This is a genomic window from Heyndrickxia sp. FSL W8-0496, assembly GCF_038007825.1.
GTDB classification, from domain to species: Bacteria; Bacillota; Bacilli; order Bacillales; family Bacillaceae_C; genus Heyndrickxia; species Heyndrickxia oleronia.
Genome location: NZ_JBBOXX010000001.1, coordinates 4,400,605 through 4,421,461, shown reverse-complemented (window position 1 = coordinate 4,421,461; position 20,857 = coordinate 4,400,605). Strand labels below are relative to the sequence as shown.

The following is a 20,857-nucleotide window of genomic DNA, read 5'->3' as shown; positions in this document are numbered from 1 at the left end:
ATATCTAAGAGGAGAAGGGAGAAAGTAGACATGACAGTAGAAAAGAAAATGAATGTAGAAAGTTTTAATTTAGATCATACAAAAGTAAAAGCTCCTTATGTACGTTTAGCAGGGGTGAAAGAAGGATTTAATGGAGATATCATTCATAAATACGATATTCGTTTTTGCCAGCCGAATAAAGAGCATATGGAGATGCCAGCACTCCATTCCTTAGAGCATATGATGGCAGAATTCAGTAGAAATTATTCCAACAACATTGTTGATATTAGTCCGATGGGCTGTCAAACAGGTTTTTACCTTTCTCTAATTAATCACAACGATTATGATGATGTACTTACTATTCTTGAAAAAACATTGAATGATGTCTTAACAGCTACAGAGGTTCCTGCATGTAATGAAGTCCAATGCGGTTGGGCAGCAAGTCATAGTTTAGAGGGGGCGCAAGCGATCGCTAAAACGATGTTAGAAAAGAAAAATGAATGGTCTGAGGTATTTGCTTAAGAAAGTTTGTTCATTGATTGTTAGTTATTACCACTATTCAATTTTTAGATTGCTAGTTTCATTAGAGAGGGATATTTAATGAAATATGTAAAACATGTGAGTGAATTAATTGGCCATACACCATTGATAGAAATCACATCATATTCACTTCCAAATGGTGTACGAATTTTTGCTAAACTTGAATATTTCAATCCTGGTGGAAGTATTAAAGATCGCTTAGGACAATTTTTATTAAAAAGAGCTTTTGATGAAGGGAGATTAAAAGAGGGTTGGACGATTGTTGAGCCAACTGCCGGAAATACGGGAGTTGGCTTGGCATTGGCAGCAATTCAGTTTAAGGTTAATGCTATTTTTGTGACACCTGAAAAGTTTAGTCTTGAAAAACAAACATTGATGAGGGCACTCGGAGCTACTGTAGTGAATACACCGACTGCATTTGGTATGCAGGGGGCAATTGAAAAGGCAAAGGAATTGTTGGAGGAAATTCCTCATTCTTTTTATCCAGGTCAGTTTCAAAATTTCGCCAATCCAGATACGTACTATGAGAGCTTAGGACCAGAGCTATACGAGGAACTTGATGGGAAGATTGACATTTTTGTTGCAGGGGCAGGCTCAGGGGGTACGTTTATGGGGACCTCTCGTTTTTTAAAAGAAAAGCTGCCTCACATAAAAACGGTGATTGTTGAACCTGAAGGCTCTATTCTTAATGGTGGTGAGGCTGGCTCTCATCGTACAGAAGGAATAGGGATGGAATTCCTTCCTCCTTTTATCGATCGTGGTTATTTTGATTTCATTCATACTATTTCAGATAAGGACGCTTTTTTTCGCTTAGCAGAAATAGGTAGAAATGAAGGTCTTCTCATCGGAAGTTCATCGGGGGCGGCATTAGAAGCATGTCTCCGTGAAGCGAAACAGGCAGAACCTGGAACAAATATTGTAACGATTTTTCCAGATAGCAGTGAAAGATATATTAGTAGTGGGATTTATGAATGAAAGGTGTTGATGCAAAATGAAGAAAAAAACAAAATTTATTCATGGTGGCATAAGTGTTGATCCATATACAGGTGCAGTTTCTACCCCTATATACCAGGTGAGTACGTATAAACAAGATGGTGTCGGAAATTTCACATATGAATATTCAAGAACGGGAAATCCAACTCGTGAATCATTGGAAAAGCTAATTGCAGATATTGAAAATGGTACACGTGGGTTTGCTTTTGGTTCTGGCATGGCAGCAATTACCGCAGTGATGCAATTATTTTCCGCTGGGGACCATATAATAGTAACGGATGATGTGTATGGTGGTACCTTTCGTATCATGTCAAAAGTGCTAAACCGTTTTAACCTTGAAGTATCCTTTGTTAATACATCTGATTTAAATGCGATCAAAAATGCTATTCGTACAAATACAAAGGCAATTTTTGTGGAAACGCCAACTAATCCATTGCTAAAAATTACAGACATCAAAGCAGTAAGTGATCTTGCAAAGGAAAACCAATTAAAATTTATTGTTGATAATACGTTTAGTACTCCTTATTGGCAAAACCCATTAGATTTAGGAGCAGATATCGTTGTGCATAGCGGTACAAAATATCTAGGTGGGCATAGTGATGTAGTTGCCGGTGTAGCTGTTGTAAATGATGAACAATTAGGTGAACAACTACATTTTATTCAAAACTCAACTGGAGGAATTCTTGGACCACAGGATAGCTGGTTACTTATTCGTGGACTAAAAACTTTAGGCATTCGAATGGAGGAAATTGAAAAGAACACAGTAGAAGTCGTCAAATTTCTCCAAGATCATCCTAAGGTGGGAAAAGTGTTTTACCCAGGACTTACGGAACATCCTGGTCACCAAGTACATCTTTCACAAGCAACTGGCTTTGGAGGGATGATTTCGTTCACAGTTGAAAATCAAGAGAAAGCTTTATCTGTTTTAAAGAATGTTAAATATTTTACACTTGCAGAAAGTTTAGGTGCTGTCGAAAGTCTTATTTCCATCCCTTCATTAATGACTCATGCATCCATCCCACGTGAACGTCGTCTTGAACTTGGAATAGAAGATGGTTTAATTAGAATTTCTGTGGGAATCGAAGATATTGAAGATTTACTTACCGACTTGGAGCAGGCCTTGGATGTTAAGTAGTTTTTTCTATTGACGATTTCAATTATTTTATATAAGCTAAGAGCTGTACAATTTTATACTCGTGCATACGGGAGAGGTTCATAGCTGATACCCTCTATAAAAAACTATGGATTTATGACAATCTGCCATGTCCATATTAGGACATGGCTTTTTATTTTGTCTATTCATCTATTTAGTGGCTGTTGAGATGTGAACCTCTATTAAATGTACGAAATCATTTAAGGAGGTTTTTTTATGTCTGGAAGAAAAGAAAATGAAGGGTTAGCAGATTTGACTCTGTTAGGGAATCAAGGAACAAAATACTCATTCGAATATGCACCTCACGTATTAGAATCAGTAGATAATATGCATATGAATCGAGATTACTTTGTAAAGTTTAACTGTCCGGAGTTTACTAGTTTGTGTCAATAAAGTAGGGCACACTTCAGTGGAGACACTGTCGATTAAACCTCGTGAATTCAGGGAAGGAATTTCATAGATTTAACAGAATATATAGTATAAATAGGGAATGTATGTTTGTGTTTTAAGGAGTGATACTATGTATTCGTTATATCCTTGGAGAGATAAAGAATGGTTTAATGAACAATTTATTCAAAAAGATACATCGTCAATAAATCTATCCAAATAAGGCTAAAACAGAAAAAAGCCTAATTTATCTTCTTCAAGATTATAATTCTAATCCTGAGCCAAGCCTCTATCAAGAGGAAGGTGCAGAGACTATCGAAACCACGCAAATACGAAGCGAATAAAAGTACTATTTGCGGAAGGAAGTAGAGTACATCTTAGTGATGGAAGCGCGAGGGTTCTTTTTTTATAGCGCAGTAAAATAAGAATATGATATAGTCCACCTACTTATAAAAGTAGTGCCAATCACTAGTCAACCCGACTTTGCAACGATGTATATTAGTTATATCCCTGATAAAAAAATCGTAGAAAGTAAGTCTTTGAAACTTTATTTATTTAGTTTTCGTAATCATGGGGATTTTCATGAGGATTGCGTAAATATCATTATGAATGACCTTATTAAATTATTGGATCCACGCTATATTGAGGTGTGGGGTAAATTTACTCCAAGAGGTGGAATTTCAATTGATCCTTATTGTAACTACGGTAAACCAGGTACCAAGTATGAAGAAATGGCCAATTACCGTATGATGAATCATGATTTGTATCCTGAAAAGGTGGATAACCGTTAAGAAAGGATTAATTGATTATGTTGTTATATCTAAATGGAATATTTGTAGGTTTGTTAATTTTGGCAAATATAGTGGCAGTTAAATTATTTAGTATCGGTGAGTGGGCCGTTTTACCTGCTGCAGCAATTATTTATATTTGCACGTATCCGATTGTCGATACAATTGTTGAGGTTTACGGGAAGGAAGCTGGCCAAAGAACAGTTAGAGCAGGCTTAGTTACTCAATTATTGGCTATCCTTTTTATCACCATTGCTATTTATTTGCCTCCAGCACCATTCTTTGAACACCAAGATGCATTCAAGACGATATTAGGAGGAAGCTTCCGGGTCATTTTAGCAAGTTTAATTTCATATATGATCAGTCAAAATCTTGATGTGTATGTATTTAGTAAGCTAAAACAAAGGCATGGGTTAAAAAAACTATGGCTTAGAAATAATGCGTCCACAATGCTTAGCCAATTAGTGGATACATTCATTTTTATCATTATTGCATTTTATGGAACTATGCCAATCGCAGCTTTATTCACATTGGTATGTACACAATATATATTTAAATTTATTGCTTCAATCATAGCCACCCCGTTTGTTTATGTTCTTGTCGGTATGATCCGAAGAAAAAAAGCAATTACCACCCAGAAGGAAATGGAATATTTGTCCTAATCTGAATTATGGTATAATTGGATTATCTGATGCAGAGAGAAAAAGATCTTTCTGCATCCCCCTACATTTCACTCTTTTAGAACTTCACTTAGTTTTTAAAACTTTTGTCACATTTTTTGAAACTAAATCACATTTTATTCGTAAATAAGATAGTAAGGAAAATTGAGAGGTGTGATGTACATAGTCTTTAAAAATATATAGTAAAGGAATTGGTGAAAATGACCATTTTCGGAACACCTATTGAAACGATTTATTTAGTACTCTTGATTGTTGCAGGTAGTTTAACGATCCTTTATATTCTGTTTGGTGATCTATTACATGGGATCGGTGAAGCCCTTGGTTTTCTACATCCAGTTTTAGTGCTTTCATTTATTACTTTTTTCTCAGCTTCAGGGTACATCTTTGAAAAAGTCACTCCTTTATCAAGCTTTCTCATCATGGCTATTTCTGCAATTATTTCGATTATTCTAGTCATATTGTTAAATGTATTTGTACTTATTCCACTATCCTCAGCAGAAGAGTCACTTAGTTATACAGAGGATTCTTTAAAAGGACGAGTAGGAAAACTAATCATTTCTATTCCGGAAAACGGTTTTGGTGAGGTAGTCATTGATAGTAAAAGTGGGATGATTTCCAAACCATCAGCGAGCTATGACAATATCGCTATTGAAGAAGGAAAACAGGTACTGATTATTGAAGTGAAAGATGGCGTTCTATATGTTGTCCCTTATGAAAATAATCGTTTATATAATGAAGAGTTAGGAGCGACAACAAATACAACTCCATAAAAAGGTTAAGTATTTGGACACCATTTTATTCAACATCAAGTGTCCATATTAAATATAAAGAAAGCATGTAAGGGGGAGAAACAATGTTTGAAAATGTAGGATTATTAGTCATCATTGGGATTGTAGCATTTCTTATTATTGCTTTAATCGCTGTATTTATTTCGAAATATCGCACGGCAGGTCCTGATGAAGCATTAATTGTAACAGGAAGTTACTTAGGTGGTCGTAATGTTCATACAGATGAATCTGGTAATAAGATAAAGATCATTCGTGGTGGAGGTACATTCGTACTGCCTGTATTCCAACAAGCACAGCCACTGAGCTTGCTATCAAGTAAACTCGAGGTAACAACACCAGAAGTGTATACGGAGCAAGGAGTTCCGGTCATGGCTGATGGTACGGCGATTATTAAAATCGGTGGATCTATTGGTGAAATAGCTACTGCAGCTGAACAATTCTTGGGGAAAACAAAGGAAGATCGCGAAAATGAAGCGAAAGAAGTATTAGAAGGACATCTTCGGTCTATTCTTGGATCGATGACTGTTGAAGAAATCTATAAAAATCGTGACAAATTCTCACAAGAAGTTCAACGTGTGGCTTCACAAGATTTAGCAAAAATGGGTTTAATCATTGTATCATTTACTATTAAAGAAGTACGTGACAAAAACGGCTATTTAGATTCATTGGGTAAACCACGTATTGCCCAAGTAAAACGAGATGCAGATATTGCAACAGCAGAAGCGGATAAAGAGACAAGAATTAAACGTGCAGAAGCTGCTAAGGATGCAAAAAAGGCTGAATTAGAGCGTGCTACTGAGATCGCGGAGGCAGAAAAAGTAAACCAATTAAAAATTGCTGAATATCGCCGTGAGCAAGATATTGCTAGAGCGAAAGCCGACCAAGCCTATGATTTGGAAACAGCTCGTGCGAAACAGGATGTAACAGAGCAAGAAATGCAAATTAAAATTATTGAACGTCAAAAGCAAATTGAATTAGAAGAAAAAGAAATTTTACGTCGTGAGCGTCAATATGACTCTGAAGTGAAGAAAAAAGCGGATGCTGATCGTTATGCTGTAGAACAGGCTGCTGTTGCGAATAAGGCTAAGGAATTTGCAGAAGCAGATGCAAATAAATACCGTATTGAAGCAATGGCAAAAGCAGAAGCTGAAAGAGTACGTGTAGATGGTTTAGCGAAAGCTGAGGCTCAAAGGGCACAAGGGGAAACTGAAGCTGATATTATTCGCCTTAAAGGTCTGGCTGAAGCGGAAGCTAAGAGAAAAATTGCTGAAGCCTTTGAACAGTTTGGTCAGGCTGCTGTACTCGATATGGTTATGAAAATGCTTCCTGAATATGCAAAGCAAGTGGCTAGCCCATTAGCAAATATTGATAAGATTACAATTGTTGATACAGGAAGTAGTGGAAGTGAAGGCGGCGCTAATAAGGTAACAGGCTATGCAACTAACTTGATGTCTACATTACAAGAATCATTAAAAGCATCGTCAGGTATTGATGTGAAGGAATTACTTGAAAATCTCTCAGGTAAAGGAAATATCCGTAGTAGTATCGATCAACTCACATACGAAATGAAAGAATCTAATAATCAGCTTGCTGCTGGTAAGAAAGAAGAATAAAAGAAAAAGGGCAATTTCGTAAGCTACTTACGAAATTGCCCTTTTTTCATGTAAATGATAGACAGGAAAATTAATACTTTATTATTTAGCTACAGTTTGTAGCTTATTAATAAATTGCAATGATCGGCCTGTTCCGATTGCAACGGATTCCAATGGACTTGGTGCAAGGTGTACAGGTACGATGATTTCCTTACTTAGCCATTCTTGCATTCCATTTAATAAAGCACCGCCACCAGATAAAATAACACCACGATCAACAATATCACCACTTAATTCAGCAGGACAGTTCTCTAAAGTAGCTCGAATACTTTCAAGTACACTTAATAAGGAATCACTGATAGCATGTTGAATTTCCTTGGAATGAAGTGTGATCGTTTTTGGTAGTCCTGACACTAAGTCACGTCCTCTGACATCCATTGTCAGTCCTTCGTGACTAACAGGTGCATACCCGATTTCCATCTTTAACTGTTCAGCGGTCCTCTCACCAATTAGGAGATTATAATTCTTACGAATATATTGAATGATATCCTCGTCCATTTTGTCTCCACCAATACGAAGGGTATTACATGTAACCACTCCTCCGTATGAAATGATAGCCACTTCTGTTGTACCACCACCAATATCTACTACAACATTTGCGACCGGCTCATCCACTGGTAAATCTGCTCCCATAGCTGCTGCAACTGGTTCCTCGATTAAGTGAACGTTTTTTGCACCGGCATTTTTAACCGCATCCTGTATCGCACGCCGTTCGACAGAAGTGGCACCTGATGGGGTGCATACGATAACATTTGGCTTGCGGACTGCGAATCCTAGTTGTTTACTGATTTTTCTCATGATTAATTTTAACATTTCAGTTGTAATATCATAGTCTGCGATGACACCATCACGCAAAGGACGGATGGCTACTATTTTACCTGGAGTTTTTCCTATCATGTTTTTAGCATCCATACCAAATGCAAGCACCCGTTTAGTGTCAGTATTAATGGCAACGACGGATGGTTCATTTAATATTACACCTTTATTTTTACTATAGACTAATATATTTGCAGTACCCAAATCGATCCCTATTTCTGTACCTGAAAACATATGGATTCACCTTACCTTCAAATTAAATCGTTTCTTTAATATATATACTACTTCAATAAAGTATAGGACATTTATGTCGGTAAAGATGAATACATTTTATTCCATAAATGATTGTTACATTTTAAGGTATTAGGATATTGATAAGAAACGTTGATATAAAAGGGATTTATGCATACTTTTTTCAATCCGTTAATTTGTATGTTAACAAAATTTAAAAATTGTAATCTATTTAATTTTATGTAATAGTCATATAATTGTAAGAACCAGTATCATTGATGGGAGATACTGGTTCTACCTAAGTATTCATCCTGAAAAATACACATTCTTAGAGCATCATGATATTCTCCATCAACAAAAAACTCATCCTTTAGTTTCCCTTCTAATTTAAATCCAACTTTTTTATAAATATGAATGGCTTTTGCATTATTTTTATCTACAATTAAATAGAGCTTATGCATATTTAAAACGGAAAATGCATATTTCATTGCCAATTGAGATGCAATAGTCGCATACCCATGTCCTTGATGCTTGGGGTCAATAATAATCTGGAATTCAGCTCTTCGGTGGATATAATCAATTTCAACAATTTCAACTAAACCTAGCATTTCTTTATTGTTTTTAATTATAAATCTCCGTTCTCCCTGATCATGTATATGCTTGTCATATAAATCCTGTAATTCAACAAATGCTTCATACGGCTCTTCAAACCAATAGGACATAATGTTTGCATTTATATTTAGAGCGTGAACAAATTCTAAATCGGCTCTTTCTAAAGGACGTAACTTAATTTCATCACTCAAAGAAAACCATTCCTCCCTTAACATGTTCATTTTATTTTATCCAAGAAGGAATCAATTGATTACTAATTTCACTACGAAAAAACCCATGATTAAAAGTCATGGGTTTTAATAAGGCTCTGTTTAATAACTGGTAACTCTTGAAATAATCCGATAGAACCTTTTTTAATACGTACGATATACATAAGGATCTTCTGGTTTTGGAATAGTTTTCCATCCGGTTACTTCTAAGATCGGAATAGTTTTCTTAAACGGCTGGTAATATTCATTGCTTAGTTTACCTTCTACCTGAATCCATTCATCATTTTTAAATTTAATATCATCAGGAAACTGTACTAACATCCCAAATACTCCTGAGTCGGCAACACAATGGATAATCCCAAATCGAAATAAGAAGATTTGATTTGATTCAAGCTCTTTTTCATTATAGGTAAAGCCTTGTACTTGGATGGTTTTATCATCGAAATAACCAGGAAACTTATAAATGGTTTCCATTCCAATTAGATAGTCTTTATCATTTAAAATCACGCGATTATTGTTATTTACAAACTTTTTCTTAGCCTTATCCATATATTCATCATAGCCTTCTTGCCCATAATAGATACTAGAATCCGGCTGTAAAAACTGATGGATAGCTGAGGCGTCTTTATCATTATACACATTGAAATTAAAACCTTTTGCCTTTACTATATTGGAATCAAGTGTGGCAATGGGAATAAAAAAGACAGAGATAATCGGAAATATAAGAACAGGATAGAAAATATACTCTTTCCAGCTATTCCGTTCATGATGATGATCGCACCCATATTCACAATCTTCCTCTTTATGTTTATCTCCTTTTATATAAAAGAAAAGCTGAACAAAAGTAAGGAAAAACATAACAAAGATGGTGATATAGGAAATATATGAATACTTCATATTTATATATTTCGAGATCGATCCTGTCGCATGCAAATGCATAAAAAGAAATGAAAAGCCAAGTAAAATCAAAAATCTTAGCATCTGTAGCCCCTCCTTACTTTATAGATAGCCTATAACAATCGAACCTAAAAATACAAAGATGCTTACGTAAATAAATAAGTAAAAAACAAATTTTGCTTTAAACGCACTTAGCATCATTAGTGTATTTTTGATATCAAACATTGCTCCAAAAACAAGGAATGCGACGAGTGAGTTTAAAGAGAATGTACTTTGGAATGATGCAGCAATAAATGCATCAGCTTCAGAGCATAATGAAAGAATATAGGATAATCCCATCATAACGATAGATGATGAATATTCACCATGCCCGATTGCAGTTAAGGTAGATGTTTTCAGAAAGGTTTGCATGGCAGCCGCAATAAATGCACCTAATATTAAAAATTTCCCAACTGAGAAGAATTCATCAATTGAGTGCTGAATGGTTCCTTTTATTTTTGCAAGAATACCGTGACCGTGTTCATGAGTATGAACATGTGCCTCTTGTCTTAATTGTGAATCCTTAAATTGATAGGATAAAATAAATCCAATGATTAATGCGACTACAAAAGACAAGCCGCCACGATAAAGCACCATTCTCCAGCTATTCCCAAATGCGATATAGGTTGAAAATAGTACAATTGGATTAATAATTGGTCCTGTTAGCATGAAACCAATAGCAGCATGAAGAGGAACACCTTTTGCCATCAATCGCCTTGTAATTGGAACAATTCCACATTCACAGGCAGGGAATAGAGCACCGATTACAGTTGCTGATAAAACAGCTAAGAATCGGTTTTTTGGAATCACCTTAGCAATCATTTCTTCTGTAATAAACATTTGAATGACACCAGAAATGATGACACCTAATAAAACAAATGGCAATGATTCTATTAATATACTAATAAAAATAGTATTCATTTGTAAAAAAGACTGAGAAAACAAAAAAACACCTCCGTTATAAATTGGAAGTCTAAAATATTTAAATGACTTTTTCAACCCACTGTCTAAAATAGACTATCCCAGTATAACATAATTTGTTTGAATGAAAATCCTTCTTTAAAGAAAAATGCACAACATCTGAAATGTAAAAAGACTATCTCTATATAGATAATGATAGAGGATAGTCTAGGTAGCCCAAAATTAAGGTATACGATTTGAAAAAACTTATTCTGAAAAGAAGTGTGCGAGCTCTTCACTTTCCTTTTTTCGAATTTTACGATGCTCAGCACGTCTAGTTGCCGTTTCATTTAACCATTTTTCTTGATCGGTTTCCGGAACTACCATTGGAATTTCAGTAGGTTTTCCATCTGGCCCAAGAGCAACAAAGGTTAAAAACGATAAAGCCGCAATGGATTTTTCACCTGTTAATAGATTTTCCGCGGTGATTTTTACAAACACCTCCATTGAGCTTCGACCTGTATAAGTAACCATTGCCTCTAATGTAACTGCATCGCCAACACGTATCGGTTTAATAAAGTCTACGGAATCCGTTGAAGCAGTTACAACCGGATTTCTTGCAAATTTAGTCGCAGCAATAGACGCAGTGTCATCTATGTAAGCCATTAATTTACCACCAAATAAAGTACCGTGATGATTCGTATCTGGTGGGAGAACATGACTTGTTTTAATTGTTAAGGTTTCTCTCATAAATTTAGTCGGTCGATTACTCATTGTATTCACCTCATTTTAATTTTACTTTGTCCAAGTTAGTTATAATTTATATCTTGTTTATAATACCATATTTTTCATTCGCAACATTATATCGGAATAGTCTTTATTTTATTAATAATGTGCATAAATACTATGATAACTTGTTGAAATCTATTGACATCAATAGATAAAATCGAATAATCTGAATTTATAGTGTTCTTACTTGGAGGAAATTGCAATGGAATTGGTAATATATAAAAATATATATGATTCCTATTTTAAAAAAGGCTTTATCACATTTATTTAGTGATAAAGCCTTTTTCTTTAGTTCACTAATGCAGTAGTTAATCAATCAAAGGGGGACAAAAAATGATACAGTTAACCGGAAATACATTAACCATTCATGAGGCTAAAAGAGTATTGTTTGATAATGAAACAGTTGAAATTTCTGCAAAAAGTATGGAAAAGGTAATTGCAAGTCGCCAAGCAGTCGAAAGAATTGTAAAAGATGAAAGGGTTGTTTATGGAATAACAACAGGATTTGGAAAGTTTAGTGATGTTTATATAAATTCAGAGAATGTTGAAGAATTGCAATTAAATTTAATCCATTCTCATGCGTGTGGAGTTGGAGATCCTTTCCCTGAAGTTGTCTCAAGAGCAATGCTTTTATTACGTGCTAATGCTTTGTCAAAAGGATATTCAGGTGTCAGACCGGTGATCATTGATACGTTAATTCAATTTCTAAATGCCCAAATCCATCCGGTCATTCCTCAACAAGGCTCATTAGGTGCTAGTGGAGATTTAGCTCCATTATCTCACCTAGCCTTAGCACTGATGGGAGAAGGAGAAGTATTTTATCAAGGAGAAAAAGTGGATGCGTCTAAGGCATTAGCTGACGCAAATATTCAGCCTGTTACATTACAGGCAAAAGAAGGCTTAGCACTCATAAATGGTACACAAGCAATGACAGCAATGGGAGTCGTAGCCTATATTGAAGCAGAGGCGTTGGCAAAGCAAAGTGAGCTTATTGCTTCAATGACAATCGAGGCTCTTCGCGGGATTATAGATGCCTTTGACGAAGATGTTCATATTGCTAGAGGATATCAGCAACAAGTTGATGTAGCAAGTAGAATACGTCAATATTTATCAGATAGTCAGCTTGTTACTAAACAAGGGGAGCTCCGTGTTCAAGATGCTTATTCCTTGCGTTGTATTCCCCAGGTTCATGGTGCTTCCTGGCAGGCTCTAGATTATGTAAAAGAAAAGCTCGAAATAGAAATGAATGCAGCAACTGACAATCCACTAATTTTTAATGATGGGGAGAAAGTTATATCTGGAGGGAATTTTCATGGCCAACCCATTGCATTAGCTATGGACTTTATGAAAATTGCCATAGCCGAATTAGCAAATATTTCTGAGCGAAGAATAGAAAGACTTGTTAACCCTAGTCTAAATGACCTTCCAGGATTTTTGAGTCCGGAACCGGGGCTACAATCTGGAGCAATGATTATGCAATATGCAGCTGCATCCTTAGTCTCAGAAAACAAAACATTGGCCCATCCAGCAAGTGTGGATTCAATACCATCGTCTGCAAACCAAGAGGATCATGTAAGCATGGGGACAATCGCCTCCCGACATGCTTATCAAATCTTGCTAAATTCAAGAAGGGTTCTTGCGATTGAAATGATTTGTGCGATGCAAGGCGTAGAATTTCGTGGGGTGGAGAACATGGCATCCTTAACGAAGGAGTTTTATCATCAGGGAAGAAGAATTGTCTCAAGTATAGTAAAGGACCGAGTTTTTTCAAAGGATATTGAGGCTTTAAGTGCTTGGTTATGCGCAAAAAGAGAGTAAAAAGGTACGGGCTGTTTAAAGACAGCCCGTCACTTTATGATTATTCACGATCCTCAACATAAGGATCATGTTCATATGCGGGTAAATCCCCAAAGGTAGTCATGATTCCTTCTTCGTCTAATGACTCACTATACTCATCATATTTTGTATTTGGATAAAAACGTGTATTCTTTCCATACATATCATTTCCTACAAAGTTTTCAAAATCTTCAACATAGCCGATGTTTTCGTCAGATTCTATATACATATCATTATAATGGTCTGGCGGATTTATGAAATCAGAAGGAGATTCGGATGTTCCCCATTCTGCAACTGCTTGCCATGAATCCTCTGCATCAAATTCAACATGTTCATTCCGTTCATCATTAAAATCAAAATTTCCTAATGATGATAAGAGAACACGTTCTTCTGCTGGACGGTCATGAGAGATGGATTGATCTGGACTATGTTCCTTGCAATACAATGTCGTTGGAATTGCTTCTAAACGTTCAACGGAAATTTCCTTTCCACATTTGGCACATTTCCCATAGGTCCCATTTGACATTGCATGTAGTGCATGATTAATGTTTGTTAATTCATACTCACTATGCTCATTTAATGCTATATCTTTTTCTCGTTCATATAGCTCAGTACCCTCATCTCCGGGGTGATTATCATAGCTCGATAGTTCTCCAACTGACTCATGAGCATGTCCCTTATTTAAATCATAATGGTTATTTTGCTTTAAGCGATTCTCTATTTCATTTTTATTTTGTAATAATTGTGTACGTAGTTCTGAAAGCTGCTTATTTGTAAGCATACATAAACCACTTCTTTCATTATAAAATCATTGTCTATAACTAGTATGAAACGAATAAGGTGGAATCATTACTGTAAAAAAGTACAAAAAAACAGCAACTTTTTTTAGAAGTTGCTGTTTTGAACGGTATTTAGAACGCCCAACTTCCGTTACGGAAGATAGGTTCAGTTGTACCATCTTCTTTAATTCCATCGATATTCATCTCAGCTGACCCAACCATAAAGTCAACATGAGTAATACTTTGATTTAATCCGTTTTTTAATAATTCTTCACGTGACATTTTCTTTCCGCCTTCAATACAAAATGCATAAGCACTACCGATTGCAAAGTGGTTAGAAGCATTTTCATCAAATAAGGTATTGAGGAAAAGAATATTGGATTGAGAAATTGGCGATTGATGAGGGACAAGGGCGACCTCTCCAAGATAATGTGAGCCTTCATCTGTTTCCACTAGATGTTTTAAGATTTCCTCACCTTCTTTTGCCTTGAAGTCAATTATCCGGCCATTTTTAAAATAAATGGTAAATTCATCAATAATGTTTCCTCCATAACTTAATGGCTTTGTACTAGAAATATGACCATTTACACCATCCTTATGTGGAACAGTAAATACTTCCTCCGTTGGCATATTTGCCATAAATTCAATGTTTTGCTCATTCTTGCTGCCAGCGCCAACCCATAAATGTCCATTAGGCAATTCAACTGTTAGATCAGTTCCTGGAGCTATATAGTGTAATTTTTTATATTTTTTTTCATTTAAATAATGAACTTTCTCATGCAAGATGGCGTCATGATCCTTCCATGCTTGAATCGGGTCCTCAAGATCTGCTCTTGTTGCTTTGAAAATAGCATCCCATAATTTTTCTACTGCAAATTCAGGTGTATCATCAGGAAAGACCTTTGTTGCCCATGCTTCGGAAGGAACCCCAACCACCGTCCAGCTTACTTTATCAGATTGAATATACTGACGATATTTTTCAAGTGCTTGTCCAGCAACCTTTTGGTAGTTAGAGATACGTTCGGTTTTTACACCCTTCATTAAATCTGGACTAGAAGAGACAATGGACATAAAAGCGGCGCCATTTTCAGCTAGTTCGATCATTTCATTTGCTCGATGTATGGGGTATTCATTAAATGCTTCGTCGGGTGCTAAATCATATTTCAAACGGGATACCACATCATCTCCCCAATTGACTATGACATTTTTTGCTCCTGCTTCATACGCCTTTTTAGTAACAAGTCGAACAAATTCTACAGCATCGATGGATGCATTCACAGCAAGAGTTTGTCCTTTTTGAATATTAACTCCAACCTTAATCGCTAATTCAGCATATTTTTCAAGTTTTTCCTGAAATGTACTCATAATGTAATCTCCTCTTTTTCAGAATCTTTATTCCTATTTTAACAATCAAATAACAGAAAGCAATAGTATCAAAATAATATAGGACGGCTTGACAATAGTGGGACAGTATTCAAAACTTTTAATAAAAGCACGAACTTTCAGGAGGAAAAGATGATTAACATAAAAAGAATATATGAGCCAACAAGCCCAGAAGATGGAAAACGAATTCTAATAGACCGATTATGGCCTCGAGGTAAGTCGAAAAAAGAGGCAGACATTGACGATTGGATGAAACAAATTGCTCCAAGCAATGAATTACGGAAATGGTTTGCTCATGATCCTCAGAAATTTAATGAATTTACGAAAAGGTATAGGAGAGAGTTAGAGGATTCTGAATTTCAAGAGGAATTAAGCTTATTAGTTCAAATGCATAAGGAAGGAACGATTACATTACTTTATTCAGCGAAAGACGAAGAGTTTAATCAGGCAATGGTTCTCAAGGAATATTTACTAGACAAATCTTAAAATAGTCGTCTGAAAAGATTTTCAATGCAGTAGCATCTAAATAACGTATTGAGCTTTATTTAGGTTTATAGTGAAAAAGCTTTTCAGACGACAAAAATCTTTAGGTTGATGATTCATTAATGGCAGAATTTAAAATAGAACGGTATTTTAACGGATTATGGACAATATCCGCTAATGTATATTGATCTAGAACATCTAAATAGGCAGATAATGCATTTTTTAGCAAATGTTTTAAACCACACACAGGGGAAAGGATGCATGATCCTCCTTCACCATTAAAGCATTCTACAATTTGGAAATCGTCCTCGGTTTTTCGAACTATTGCTCCGATATTAATTTCTTCAGGAGGAAGAGCAAGACGAATGCCACCATTTCTCCCACGCACAGTATCGATTACACCCATTTTTCCGAGTTCATGGGTCACTTTCATGAGATGATTTTTGGAAATGCCATAGGCTTCAGCAATTTCCTTTATGTTAGATAACTTCGCTGGCTCTTGCGAAGCTAAGTATATTAAAACTCTAAGTGAATAATCAGTATAATTGGTTAATCTCATTAATCTCACCCTTTACAATCGTCATTCTTATTATACGTTTTTGAACAATGACTGTCTAAATTGTGACAGCTTTTCTAAAGATGTATTTCAAATATTGCTTTTGAGTTTTGGTGGGTGTATTTTAAACATGTATTTAAAATACTTCTTTAAAAAAGAGGAGCGAATCGAAATGTTATCACAAAAAACAATTGATATTGTTAAATCAACTGCACCAGTTTTAGAAACAGAAGGTAAAAAAATTACTACATGTTTTTATAAAATGTTGTTCGAAGCACATCCTGAATTATTAAATATTTTTAATCATGTAAATCAAAAGCAAGGTAGACAGCAAACTGCACTAGCAAATACAGTTTATGCTGCAGCTAAATATATTGACCAGCTAGAAGTAATTGTACCAACAGTAACCCAAATTGCTCATAAGCATCGCGGTTTAGGAATTAAACCAGAACATTATCCTATTGTAGGTGAATTTTTATTAAAAGCAATCAAAGAAGTTCTTGGTGATGCTGCAACCGATGAAATTATTGGTGCATGGGGTGAAGCATATGGAGTGATTGCTCAAGCATTTATTGATGTCGAAAAAGGAATGTACAATGCCGCAGCTAATCAAGAAAATGGATGGATAGATTTCAAAGACTTCACAGTTGTCAAAAAAGAACAAGAGAGTAATGTAATTACTTCTTTCTATTTAAAACCAGCTGATGGTTCTGGTGTGACAACATTTGTGCCTGGGCAATATTTAACAGTTAGAGTAACTATTCCAGGTGAAGAATATATGTTAAATCGCCAGTATAGCTTATCTTGTGCACCTGGACATGATTATTATCGTATATCTGTAAAAAAAGAAAAGGATTTCGAACCAAATGGTAAAGTTTCAAACTACCTTCATGATCATGTGCAGGTTGGAGATACGATTGAAATTAGTGCTCCATCAGGTAATTTCACATTGAATATGGAAGAAACTGCACCTGTTGCATTGATTTCAGGAGGTGTTGGCTTAACTCCAATGATGAGTATGCTTGAAACATTAGCCAATAAAGATTCTAAACGTGAAGTGTACTTTGTGCATGCAGCAAGAAATGAAGAGTTTCATGCATTTAAGGAAACAGTAAGGGAACATACTGAAAAACTAGAAAATGGTCACGCCTATTATGGTTATGAAAAACCTTTAAATTTAGATGGAAATCATCATTTTGAGGGCTATCTTTCAAAGGCATTTCTACAAAATTTAATTACTAAGGAAACAATTACTTACATTTGTGGACCAGTCCCATTTTTGAAAAACACTGTTCAAATATTATCTGATCTAGGTGTAAAAGAAGAGAATATTCATTATGAATTCTTTGGACCTGCGATGGATTTAACGGCTGAAGAAAAAAGTGAAGTAACTGCATAATAGAGGCTATACAGGAAATGCCCTTATCGCTTAATACAAATGAGGATGATCAGTGATCATCCTCGTTTGGTTTTTATTCAACTTCCTCTTCCTCAATCCTATTTTTAAAAGCCTCTTGAGTAACAATAAATTCCTCATCACCAATTGCTTCTTTTGTTTTCTTTTCCGTTATACTATTTTTAGGAAAATTCCCAGGATGTCCTTTTTTCTTATGATTAAATTGATTTCCTCTTGCCACAATCTCACTCCTTTTCAAGCAATACCTAACTTCTTAATCAGTTTTTCCAAAGAAACTGGATATTATCACAGAAGATCAACCATCTTACAAATAAGGAGAAACAGTGACTTAAAGATCAAACTCAAAAATTGGGTTACAAGTAGTCGGAATATTGTCAATTTTACTCAGCTATCATCATGAACTTTTTAAGAAAACTTCGATATAATCTAAATAAGATCATAAAAATGGGGTGGTAGTATGGATTTTATGAAACTTGTTGAAGACCGAATTCGTGAAGCACAGAAGAATGGTGAATTCGAAAACCTTCCTGGATTTGGAAAGCCCTTACCAGATGATGAATTAGCTAATATTCCTGAGGATCTGAGAATGGCTTATCGGTTAATGAGAAATGCGGGATTCTCTCCTGAAGAAGCATCAATTAAAAAAGAACTTATGACGATTGAGGATTTAATTAGAAAGGGAAAAAGTGAACTTAATCAGGATGAATTAAAAAATCAACTAAATGAAAGCATGTTGAGATATAATCAACTACTTTCAAAGAAGCGAGTAAAAACTAATTCCTCTGTTTTTAAAAACTATGAACAAAAAATTGAAAGAAAATTTTTAAAATAGGTAATTAGTCTGTATTAAGTATACTTTGTCGAAGTTTTGTTCTAATTCTCTAAAAGAATCATCTTTTTTGTCGATATAAAGGACAAGAAAACGACTTTTATTAATTAGGGTGAAGCAAATGGACAAAACATCGATTTTTGGAGTTATTTTAGGGATTATAGCCGTCGGAGTTGGGATGGTATTAAAGGGTGTTCCAATATCTGCGCTAGCAAATCCTGCAGCATTTTTAATCATTGTTGTCGGTACTGTTGCAGCAGTTGCTATCGCTTTTCCGACTAGTGAAATTAAAAGAGTTCCTAAATTATTTGGCGTACTTTTTAAGGAAAAAAAGCAGATTAGTGAGAAAGAAATCATCGGTCTTTTTTCTGAATGGGCACAGGTAGCTAGAAAGGAAGGATTACTTGCTTTAGAGGCTAAATTAACAGAAGTAGACGATCCTTTTCTTAAAAATGGATTAAGTCTAGCGGTTGATGGACAAAGTGCTGATTATATTCGAGATGTGTTAAGTGAAGAAATTGAAGCTATGGAAAGTAGACATCAGGCTGGGGCCGCAATCTTTTCCCAAGCAGGTACATATGCTCCTTCACTAGGTGTTCTTGGAGCCGTTTTGGGACTCATAGCAGCATTGGGTAATATGGGTGATACAGAAAAATTGGGACATGCAATATCCGCGGCTTTCGTTGCTACAATGCTAGGGATATTTAGTGGATATGTACTTTGGCATCCTTTTGCGAATAAACTTAAGCGAAAATCTAAACAAGAAGTAAAGATGAAAGAAATTATGCTTGAAGGAGTACTATCTATTTTAGCAGGTGAGGCTCCAAGAGTAATCGAGCAAAAGCTAGCTTCCTATCTACCTTCTGGAGAACGTAAAAAGTTTTTAGAAGAAAGTAGTGAAACAAATGAGTAAGCGTAGAAAAAAAGGTCATGAAGACGAACATGTCGATGAATCCTGGTTGCTCCCTTACGCCGATTTATTAACCTTATTATTAGCCTTATTTATCGTATTGTTTGCATCTAGTACGGTTAACGCTCAAAAGTTTCAACAGCTCTCAAAAGTATTTAATGGGATATTTTCGAGCGGTGAGGGGGTAATGGAGTATTCAAAGCCCCAGCCGGCAGATGAATACTACTCAGGTAAAATAAAAGCAGATCAAAATAAAGAAAAAGAAAATAAAAGTGAGAGCACTGAAGAAAAAGATAAAGAACAAGAATTAAAGGACCATTTACAAAAGCTAAAACTAGAAGATCACGAAGAGCTTGTGCAAGTACAAGAGAAAGTAAATGCATACATTCAGACCAATCATTTGAACGGAAAGTTTGCAACTTCTCTTACAACCGAAGGTTTATTATTAACCATTCGAGATAATGTGCTTTTTGAATCGGGTAAGGCAGATATTAGTGAAAATAATTTGAAAACTGCGCGTGAGCTTTCTGATTTACTTGTAATGGATCCACCAAGAAATATTATTATTAGTGGTCATACAGATAATGTACCTATTCATAATTCGAATTTTAGCTCGAATTTCGAGTTAAGTGTTATGCGTGCGTTAAATTTTATGAAGATTATATTAGAAAATAATCAGTTGAACCCTCGTAACTTTAGTGTAAAAGGTTTTGGAGAATACAAACCAATTGCATCAAATGATACATCTGAAGGCAAAGCAAAAAATAGACGGGTTGAAGTACTTATTCAACCAAGGGTATTGCCATCAGATTCAAATTAAAAAAGTTGTCCCAAAGTATTTTGGGACAACTTTTTTAGATAGCATAGGAATAATATGTAGCTCTTCAACTACATCCTTTACGCTTTCTTAGCGATATAGCACGATTTTTGTGGGAATGAGTATAGGTGTATTCGACAATAACTATTTGAATAGATAACGATTCAATCCCTTTTATTTCTTGGGAAATAGATTGTTTTTATACTTCTAAATTATATTATTTTATTTAGGTAATATTATTCTAATGTCAAAAAATATTGTAGAAAAATGTATATCATGATTATTCTTTTTAAAACATGTGTAATAAAGATGGAATTTTAATTTTTTTGCCATTAGATCCATTTAGCGATATGATAAAGACATGTTGATTATCATACAATATTTTCATATATAT

22 protein-coding genes, 1 pseudogene and 1 riboswitch are annotated in these 20,857 nt (G+C 35.2%); of the genes and pseudogenes, 14 read left to right on the top strand and 9 right to left on the bottom strand.

All coding sequences use genetic code 11. From position 1 onward, the window contains the following. Positions 1-30: 30 nt before the first annotated feature. From NST63_RS22475 to NST63_RS22440, 8 genes and pseudogenes are all read left to right on the top strand, one after another. A complete protein-coding gene (locus NST63_RS22475) occupies positions 31-501 on the top strand; it encodes an S-ribosylhomocysteine lyase (protein ID WP_058003026.1) in 471 nt (156 codons plus the stop codon). A gap of 78 nt (positions 502-579) precedes the next feature. Beyond that, entirely contained in the window at positions 580-1,494 is a 915-nt protein-coding gene (locus tag NST63_RS22470; protein WP_212943913.1) for a PLP-dependent cysteine synthase family protein, read from the top strand. Between the two features lie 16 nt (positions 1,495-1,510). Further along, complete coding sequence (locus tag NST63_RS22465; RefSeq protein ID WP_212943915.1) at positions 1,511-2,647, top strand: bifunctional cystathionine gamma-lyase/homocysteine desulfhydrase; 1,137 nt, start codon at positions 1,511-1,513, stop codon at positions 2,645-2,647. A gap of 67 nt (positions 2,648-2,714) precedes the next feature. Beyond that, a riboswitch (PreQ1 riboswitch) is annotated at positions 2,715-2,761 on the top strand. Between the two features lie 120 nt (positions 2,762-2,881). Continuing rightward, positions 2,882-3,058, top strand: a complete 177-nt coding sequence (locus tag NST63_RS22460; RefSeq protein WP_373312637.1) for a hypothetical protein — start codon at positions 2,882-2,884, stop codon at positions 3,056-3,058. A gap of 455 nt (positions 3,059-3,513) precedes the next feature. Beyond that, positions 3,514-3,843 (top strand): annotated as a pseudogene (gene queF, locus NST63_RS22455) (preQ(1) synthase); the annotation flags it as partial. A gap of 17 nt (positions 3,844-3,860) precedes the next feature. After that, complete coding sequence (locus NST63_RS22450) at positions 3,861-4,502, top strand: queuosine precursor transporter (protein WP_341043781.1); 642 nt, start codon at positions 3,861-3,863, stop codon at positions 4,500-4,502. Positions 4,503-4,720: 218 nt separating this feature from the next. Then, on the top strand, positions 4,721-5,290 hold the full coding sequence (locus NST63_RS22445; protein ID WP_212943917.1) for a hypothetical protein: 570 nt from the start codon (positions 4,721-4,723) through the stop codon (positions 5,288-5,290). Positions 5,291-5,373: 83 nt separating this feature from the next. Further along, entirely contained in the window at positions 5,374-6,921 is a 1,548-nt protein-coding gene (locus NST63_RS22440) for a flotillin family protein (protein WP_212943918.1), read from the top strand. An 81-nt stretch (positions 6,922-7,002) separates the two neighbouring features. Here the strand turns inward: NST63_RS22440 and mreBH are convergent, their stop codons facing one another. From mreBH to NST63_RS22415, 5 genes are all read right to left on the bottom strand, one after another. Then, positions 7,003-8,010, bottom strand: a complete 1,008-nt coding sequence (mreBH, locus tag NST63_RS22435) for a rod-share determining protein MreBH (protein WP_058003020.1) — start codon at positions 8,008-8,010, stop codon at positions 7,003-7,005. 269 nt (positions 8,011-8,279) lie between these two features. Next, positions 8,280-8,810, bottom strand: a complete 531-nt coding sequence (gene speG / locus NST63_RS22430; protein WP_058003019.1) for a spermidine N1-acetyltransferase — start codon at positions 8,808-8,810, stop codon at positions 8,280-8,282. Positions 8,811-8,972: 162 nt separating this feature from the next. Further along, positions 8,973-9,809, bottom strand: a complete 837-nt coding sequence (locus NST63_RS22425; RefSeq protein WP_341043780.1) for a TIGR03943 family putative permease subunit — start codon at positions 9,807-9,809, stop codon at positions 8,973-8,975. An 18-nt stretch (positions 9,810-9,827) separates the two neighbouring features. After that, positions 9,828-10,685 carry a permease gene (locus NST63_RS22420; protein WP_212944431.1) on the bottom strand — a complete coding sequence of 286 codons (858 nt, stop codon included), beginning with the start codon at positions 10,683-10,685 and terminating at the stop codon, positions 9,828-9,830. Between the two features lie 246 nt (positions 10,686-10,931). Then, complete coding sequence (locus NST63_RS22415) at positions 10,932-11,438, bottom strand: acyl-CoA thioesterase (RefSeq protein ID WP_058003017.1); 507 nt, start codon at positions 11,436-11,438, stop codon at positions 10,932-10,934. A 348-nt stretch (positions 11,439-11,786) separates the two neighbouring features. On the opposite strand from NST63_RS22415, the gene hutH reads away from it, so the two are divergent. Next, positions 11,787-13,271, top strand: a complete 1,485-nt coding sequence (gene hutH / locus NST63_RS22410) for a histidine ammonia-lyase (protein ID WP_212943920.1) — start codon at positions 11,787-11,789, stop codon at positions 13,269-13,271. Between the two features lie 40 nt (positions 13,272-13,311). Here the strand turns inward: hutH and NST63_RS22405 are convergent, their stop codons facing one another. Both NST63_RS22405 and NST63_RS22400 read right to left on the bottom strand, forming a co-directional pair. After that, complete coding sequence (locus tag NST63_RS22405; protein WP_212943921.1) at positions 13,312-14,070, bottom strand: TraR/DksA C4-type zinc finger protein; 759 nt, start codon at positions 14,068-14,070, stop codon at positions 13,312-13,314. A gap of 130 nt (positions 14,071-14,200) precedes the next feature. Then, positions 14,201-15,433: an aminopeptidase gene (locus tag NST63_RS22400; RefSeq protein ID WP_212943922.1), complete on the bottom strand. Its 1,233-nt coding sequence runs from the start codon at positions 15,431-15,433 to the stop codon at positions 14,201-14,203. Positions 15,434-15,583: 150 nt separating this feature from the next. On the opposite strand from NST63_RS22400, the gene NST63_RS22395 reads away from it, so the two are divergent. Continuing rightward, entirely contained in the window at positions 15,584-15,937 is a 354-nt protein-coding gene (locus NST63_RS22395) for a DUF488 domain-containing protein (RefSeq protein WP_212943924.1), read from the top strand. A gap of 100 nt (positions 15,938-16,037) precedes the next feature. On the opposite strand, the gene NST63_RS22390 is transcribed toward NST63_RS22395, so the two are convergent. Continuing rightward, positions 16,038-16,493 (bottom strand): RrF2 family transcriptional regulator, encoded by a 456-nt coding sequence (locus NST63_RS22390; protein ID WP_212943926.1) that lies wholly within the window; start codon positions 16,491-16,493, stop codon positions 16,038-16,040. Between the two features lie 169 nt (positions 16,494-16,662). On the opposite strand from NST63_RS22390, the gene hmpA reads away from it, so the two are divergent. Further along, positions 16,663-17,889 (top strand): NO-inducible flavohemoprotein, encoded by a 1,227-nt coding sequence (gene hmpA, locus NST63_RS22385; protein ID WP_341043779.1) that lies wholly within the window; start codon positions 16,663-16,665, stop codon positions 17,887-17,889. 73 nt (positions 17,890-17,962) lie between these two features. Here hmpA and NST63_RS22380 read toward each other — a convergent pair whose 3' ends face one another. Then, entirely contained in the window at positions 17,963-18,127 is a 165-nt protein-coding gene (locus NST63_RS22380; protein WP_212943930.1) for a hypothetical protein, read from the bottom strand. A gap of 237 nt (positions 18,128-18,364) precedes the next feature. Between NST63_RS22380 and NST63_RS22375 the strand changes: the two genes are divergently transcribed. The 3 genes from NST63_RS22375 to motB all read left to right on the top strand — a co-directional run bounded on the left by NST63_RS22375 (position 18,365) and on the right by motB (position 20,466). Further along, on the top strand, positions 18,365-18,739 hold the full coding sequence (locus tag NST63_RS22375) for a DnaJ family domain-containing protein (protein WP_058003011.1): 375 nt from the start codon (positions 18,365-18,367) through the stop codon (positions 18,737-18,739). A gap of 118 nt (positions 18,740-18,857) precedes the next feature. After that, positions 18,858-19,649, top strand: a complete 792-nt coding sequence (motA, locus tag NST63_RS22370) for a flagellar motor stator protein MotA (RefSeq protein WP_212944433.1) — start codon at positions 18,858-18,860, stop codon at positions 19,647-19,649. Then, positions 19,642-20,466 carry a flagellar motor protein MotB gene (motB, locus tag NST63_RS22365; protein ID WP_212943932.1) on the top strand — a complete coding sequence of 275 codons (825 nt, stop codon included), beginning with the start codon at positions 19,642-19,644 and terminating at the stop codon, positions 20,464-20,466. The genes motA and motB overlap by 8 nt, the downstream gene beginning before the upstream one ends. Positions 20,467-20,857 lie beyond the last annotated feature (391 nt).